Annotated in this window: 1 pseudogene; it reads right to left on the minus strand. The window is 60.1% G+C overall.

What is annotated here, in order from left to right:
• A pseudogene (locus HMPREF2617_RS12095) lies at positions 1 to 248 on the minus strand (30S ribosomal protein S16); the annotation flags it as partial.

Below are 248 nucleotides of genomic sequence, written 5' to 3' on the forward strand. Positions count from 1 at the left end.
GTTGTCGACCTTGGCCGGTGCGTCCTGCTCCTCAGCGTTTGCCTTGTTGTCGTCAGCGTCAGCCTGGTCTTGTACCTGCTCCTCGGCCTTGTCGTTAGCCTTGTCATTAGCCTTGGCCGGGGCTTCTGCTTCGGCTTCGACCTGTGCTGGCGCTTCTGCTTTGTCGTCTGCCTTGTCGTCTGCCTTGTCGGCGGCGGGCGCTTCTACCTTCTCGTCAACCTTGGCGGGTGCTTCTGGTTTGTTGTCGA

This window comes from Corynebacterium sp. HMSC070H05 (assembly GCF_001837615.1).
Classification (GTDB): Bacteria; Actinomycetota; Actinomycetes; order Mycobacteriales; family Mycobacteriaceae; genus Corynebacterium; species Corynebacterium coyleae.